Source organism: Aeromicrobium sp. PFPM2_SD2 (assembly GCF_057364525.1).
On sequence record NZ_JBNFNZ010000178.1, the window covers coordinates 1 to 4,687 of the forward strand.

Genomic DNA, 4,687 nt, shown 5'->3' on the forward strand with positions numbered 1-4,687 from the left:
GCCGGCGCGGGAGGGGACCGTGGTGGTCGTGGCGGCGGCCTCGGCGGAGGGTCGTTCGCCGGGCAGGACGACGGGCTTGCGGACGACCCGCCGGACGACCTTGCGGGTCGGAGGGGTCTCGCTCATGCAGGCGAGTGTGTCACAGCACACGTCGCGCTTCACGGGGTGGCGGACGAACGACGAAGGGCCCCTGCCTCGCGGCAGGAGCCCTTCGTGCTGGTCGGGGTGACAGGATTTGAACCTGCGGCCTCGTCGTCCCGAACGACGCGCGCTACCAAGCTGCGCCACACCCCGGTGGTCGATCCCGGTGACCCGTGATCACGACCTCGACGAGTCTACAGCAGCCAGGGTGAGCAGGGTTGCCTCGGGTCGGCATGCGAGCCGCACGGGGGCGTACGGGGACGTCCCGAGGCCCGCCGAGACGTGCAGCCAGGACGAGTCCACGCCCTCGACGTGGTGCCGGTGCAGCCCCCGGGCGCGGGCCCGGTCGAGGTCGCAGTTGGTCACCAGGGCGCCGTAGCCGGGGACGCGCAGCTGTCCGCCGTGGGTGTGGCCGGCGATGATCAGCGGGTAGCCCGAGGACGTCCAGCGGTCCAGCACGCGCAGGTACGGCGCGTGGACGACGCCGACCGCGAGGTCGGCCGACGCGTCGGCCGGGACGTCGTCCAGCTCGTCGTAGCCCAGGTGGGGGTCGTCCGCGCCGACGAAGGCGATCCGGCGCCCGGCGACCTCGAGCGAGGCGTGCCGGTTGGTCAGGTCGGTCCAGCCGCGAGCGGTGAACGCGTCACGCAGCTCGCGCCAGGGCAGGTCCTTCTCGCGCGGACGCGGCCCGCCGGTGCCGCCGCGCAGGTACATCAGCGGGTTGGGCGGCACGGGGGAGTAGTAGTCGTTGGAGCCGAAGACGAAGACGCCGGGGACGTCGAGGAGCTCGCCGTAGGCGTCCAGGACGGCCGGCACGGCGGCGCGGTGCGACAGGTTGTCGCCGGTCGAGACCACGAGGTCCGGGCGCAGCGACGACGCCAGCCCGCGCAGCCAGTCCTGCTTCACCCGCTGGCCCGGCGTCATGTGGGTGTCCGACAGGTGCAGCACCCGCAGCGGCTCCGAGCCGGCCGGCAGCACGGGCACCTCGGCCCGGCGCAGGACGAACGAGCGGGTCTCGAGCACCGACCAGGTGAGGACGGCGCCGCCGAGCGCGAGCGGCCACAGCAGGGGACGAGCGTGCATGGCGCCAGCCAACCACAGGGCCGGTCGGGGCGCCCTCGCGCGGCGGGGTGGGAGACTGGTGCCATGTCTGCGCTCAAGGACCGGCTCCGCTCCGACCTCACCGACGCCATGAAGGCCCGCGACTCGCTGCGGTCGTCCGTGCTCCGCATGGCCCTCACCGCCGTGACCAACGCCGAGGTGGCCGGCAAGCAGGCCCGCGAGCTCAGCGACGACGACGTCCTGGCCGTCCTCACCTCCGAGGCCAAGAAGCGCAAGGAGGCGGCGCAGGCCTTCGACGACGGCCACCGCCCCGAGCTGGCCGAGAAGGAGCGTGCCGAGGCGGTCATCCTGGCCGACTACCTGCCCGAGCAGCTCACCGAGGACGAGGTCCGCGAGCTCGTCACCGTCGCGGTCGAGCAGACCGGCGCCGCCGCCGAGGGCATGAAGGCCATGGGCAAGGTCATGGGCGTCGTCACGCCGCAGACCCGCGGGCGCGCGGACGGCGCGTTCGTCGCCGCCGAGGTGCGTCGCCAGCTCGGCGCCTAGCCCCTCACGCACGACGAGGCCCCCGGGACGTCGTCCCGGGGGCCTCGTGCGTCGTGCGGCGGGTCAGTCGCGGTCGCCGCCGCGGCCACGACCACGGTTGCCGCGGTCGTCGTCGTCGCGGCCACCGCCGCCACCGCCTCCGCCGCTGCTCTGGGAGGGCGCGGGGTTCGAGGGCTGGCGCTGCGGCGGGCTGTCGAAGCTCTTGCCCTTCAGCTCGTCCTGGATCTTCTGCATGGCCTTGGCCCACATCGGTCCGGCCAGGGACGAGCCGCCGGCCGCGCTGAAGCTGACCGGCGAGCCCTTGATGGTCCGGCCGACCAGCGAAGCGGGACGCCCGGACTTCGTGACGCCGGAGATCATCGACGCGGTGGCCAGCTCGGGCGTGTAGCCCATGTACCAGACCGACTGCGCGCTGTTGGTCGTACCGGTCTTGGCCGCCGACGGGATGCGCAGGCCGGTGCCGTTGGAGTAGCCGAAGCCGCCCGGTTCCTGCACGCCGCGCAGGATGTCGTTGACCTGGGCCGCGACCTCCTTGCTCATGACGCGCTTGCAGGTCGGCGAGTACTTCTTGACCGACTTGCCGTCGCGGTCGATGATCTCGGCGACCGGGATCGGCTCGCAGTACTCGCGCCCGAGGCCGCCGAGGCGTACGCCGCGGCCAGGTCGGTCGGGCTGATGTACGTGACGCCGAGGGTGAAGGGGCCGACCTCGTCCCGCTCGGGGACGTCGATGCCCATGGAGCGCGCGGCCTTGACCGTGTTGCACAGGCCCGCGTCGCGCTCGAGCTGGGAGTAGTAGGTGTTCACCGACTGACGCAGGCCGCGGTACATGTTGAACGTGCCGGCTCCGGTGGAGTTCTTCAGCTTCCACTCGCCCACGCCGCCGTCGTTGCAGGCGGTGTAGCTGCCGGCGGGCATCGTCATGGTCTGCGGCGAGCTGTACGTCTTGCCGACGCCGATGCCCTTCTTGAGCGCCGCGACGGTGGTGAAGAACTTGAACGTCGACCCGCCCTGGAAGCCGCCGGAGTCGCCGTACTTCTTGGGCACCGCGAAGTTGATGTAGGACTGGCCGCTCTTGACGTCCGAGCCCATCGGACGCGACTGGGCCACCGCGCGGACCGCACCGGTGCCCGGCTCGATGAGCGAGAGCGCACCGATGACGCCGTCCTTGGCGTCGATCGTGCTGGTGACGGCCTTGTTGGCCGCCCGCTGCATCGACAGGTCGATCGTCGTGCGGATGGTCAGGCCGCCCTGCTCCAGGCGGGCGCGGCGCTCGTCGACGGTGCGGCCCAGGTCCTTGTCGGCCATGAGGTAGCGGCGCACGTAGTCGCACGAGAAGGACGCGTCGGAGTCGACGCAGCCGTTCGGGAAGGCGGTCAGCTTGAGGTTGAGGCCGGCCGCCTGCAGGTCGCGGGCCTGCTCCTCGGGCACGAAGCCGTAGCGGGCCATGACCGCGAGCACGGTGTTGCGGCGCTGCAGCGCCGCTCGGGGTAGGTGCGCGGGTTGTACTGGTTGGGGTTCTTCACCAGGCCGGCCAGGGTCGCGGCCTGGGCCGGGTTGAGGTTCTTGGGCGAGACCGAGAAGTAGTGCCGCGCCGCGGCCGAGACGCCGTACGCGCCGTCGCCGAAGTAGGCGATGTTGAGGTAGCGCTCGAGGATCTCGTCCTTGGTGTACTTCTCCTCGTACGCGATGGCGTGCTTGAGCTCGCGGATCTTGCGGGTGGCCGACTTCTCGGTCGCGGCCTTGCGCTCCTCGGCGGTGGTGGCGTTCTGCACCTGGATCAGCTTGACCAGCTGCTGGGTGATGGTCGAGCCGCCCTGCGTGCTTCCGTCGGAGGCGTTGTTGATCAGGGCGCGCAGCGTGCCCTTGAGGTCCAGCGCGCCGTGCTCGTAGAAGCGCACGTCCTCGATGGCCAGGATCGCGTTCTTCATGTTGTCGTTGATCTGGTCGAGCGGGACGTCGCTGCGGTTCTGCTCGTAGAAGTAGGCGATCAGCTTGCCGTCGACGTCGACGACCTTCGTGGTCTGCGGGTTCGGGTTCTCCTCGAGCGCCAGCGGCAGCTCCAGGGCGCGCTGGGCGACGTCGTTGCCGGTGACGGCGACGAAGGTCGTGGCCGGGATGAGCAGCGCCGCGACGAGCACGCCGGCGAGGACGCTCAGTCGGGCCATCGCCCCCGCGACCGCGCGCTTGGAGCGCTTCTCCTGCGGCTGGAGGGTGGACGACATCAGCTCGCGCATCGAGTCCCAGGACATGGAGTCAGGGTACGTGGTCGGGCGAGGGCGGTGACGCACGAGCGCGGGCAGGTCGCCGCGTCGTCCGCAGCCGGAACGTCCGGAAATAGTCCGAAAGGACTACGGAAGATGATCCCGCGGGGGCTCCCCGATTCGATGAGAAGTTTCTTAACGTTTTCTCAATAGCAGGACAGCCGCTGGAAACAGGGCTCTCGGGGGAAGGAACGCTCTGTATGTGGAACGAGAACTGGGCCGCGAACGCGGCGTGCCGGGGTGGTTCGGACGCACTCTTCGTGCGTGGCGCCGAGCAGAACCGGGCCAAGATGATCTGTGGCGGGTGCGACGTGCGGGCCGAGTGCCTGGCCGAGGCGCTCGACAACCGGATCGAGTGGGGCGTCTGGGGTGGCATGACCGAGCGTGAGCGCCGTGCGCTGCTGCGCCGCAAGCCCAACGTCACCGCCTGGCGCTCCATCCTGGAGGGCAGCGCCTCCGCCTCGCGCTGACGCGGCCTAGCCGCGCTCGCCGGCGAGCAGGTCGCCGACCACCCGCAGGCCGTCCAGGTCGTGCACGTCCGTGGCCAGCGCGCGACGCGCGCGAGGGCGCCGTCGGGTGGGACGCGCCGAAGCGCGCACCAGCCGCTCCTCGCGCTCGCGCACCGTGGCCCGCTCCGCGTGCACGCACAGCAGCTGGCCGGCGAGCGTTCGGGTC

The 4,687-nt window shown here is 71.3% G+C and carries 6 protein-coding genes, 1 tRNA gene and 1 pseudogene; 2 read left to right on the forward strand and 6 right to left on the reverse strand.

Going from position 1 to position 4,687, the window contains the following annotated elements; genetic code table 11:
• Nucleotides 1–217 precede the first annotated feature (217 nt).
• Nucleotides 218–294: transfer RNA gene (locus AC2W7G_RS09445), tRNA-Pro, on the reverse strand.
• A gap of 24 nt (nucleotides 295–318) precedes the next feature.
• Nucleotides 319–1,224 carry a metallophosphoesterase gene (locus AC2W7G_RS09450; RefSeq protein WP_485868210.1) on the reverse strand — a complete coding sequence of 302 codons (906 nt, stop codon included), beginning with the start codon at nucleotides 1,222–1,224 and terminating at the stop codon, nucleotides 319–321.
• A gap of 63 nt (nucleotides 1,225–1,287) precedes the next feature.
• Between AC2W7G_RS09450 and AC2W7G_RS09455 the strand changes: the two genes are divergently transcribed.
• Entirely contained in the window at nucleotides 1,288–1,749 is a 462-nt protein-coding gene (locus AC2W7G_RS09455) for a GatB/YqeY domain-containing protein (RefSeq protein WP_485868211.1), read from the forward strand.
• Nucleotides 1,750–1,812: 63 nt separating this feature from the next.
• On the opposite strand, the gene AC2W7G_RS09460 is transcribed toward AC2W7G_RS09455, so the two are convergent.
• The 3 genes from AC2W7G_RS09460 to AC2W7G_RS09470 are packed head-to-tail and all read right to left on the reverse strand — an operon-like array spanning nucleotide 1,813 to nucleotide 4,000.
• The gene (locus tag AC2W7G_RS09460) at nucleotides 1,813–2,289 is read right to left on the reverse strand and encodes a penicillin-binding transpeptidase domain-containing protein (RefSeq protein WP_485868212.1); all 477 of its coding nucleotides are present in this window, start codon (nucleotides 2,287–2,289) and stop codon (nucleotides 1,813–1,815) included.
• On the reverse strand, nucleotides 2,286–3,209 hold the full coding sequence (locus AC2W7G_RS09465) for a penicillin-binding transpeptidase domain-containing protein (protein ID WP_485868213.1): 924 nt from the start codon (nucleotides 3,207–3,209) through the stop codon (nucleotides 2,286–2,288). The genes AC2W7G_RS09460 and AC2W7G_RS09465 overlap by 4 nt, the downstream gene beginning before the upstream one ends.
• Nucleotides 3,125–4,000, reverse strand: coding sequence for a transglycosylase domain-containing protein (locus tag AC2W7G_RS09470; RefSeq protein WP_485868214.1), 876 nt, complete (start codon nucleotides 3,998–4,000; stop codon nucleotides 3,125–3,127). The genes AC2W7G_RS09465 and AC2W7G_RS09470 overlap by 85 nt, the downstream gene beginning before the upstream one ends.
• Nucleotides 4,001–4,212: 212 nt before the next feature.
• On the opposite strand from AC2W7G_RS09470, the gene AC2W7G_RS09475 reads away from it, so the two are divergent.
• On the forward strand, nucleotides 4,213–4,482 hold the full coding sequence (locus tag AC2W7G_RS09475; RefSeq protein ID WP_485868215.1) for a WhiB family transcriptional regulator: 270 nt from the start codon (nucleotides 4,213–4,215) through the stop codon (nucleotides 4,480–4,482).
• A 6-nt stretch (nucleotides 4,483–4,488) separates the two neighbouring features.
• On the opposite strand, the pseudogene AC2W7G_RS09480 reads toward AC2W7G_RS09475, so the two are convergent.
• Nucleotides 4,489–4,687, reverse strand: a pseudogene (locus AC2W7G_RS09480) (ArsA family ATPase); the annotation flags it as partial.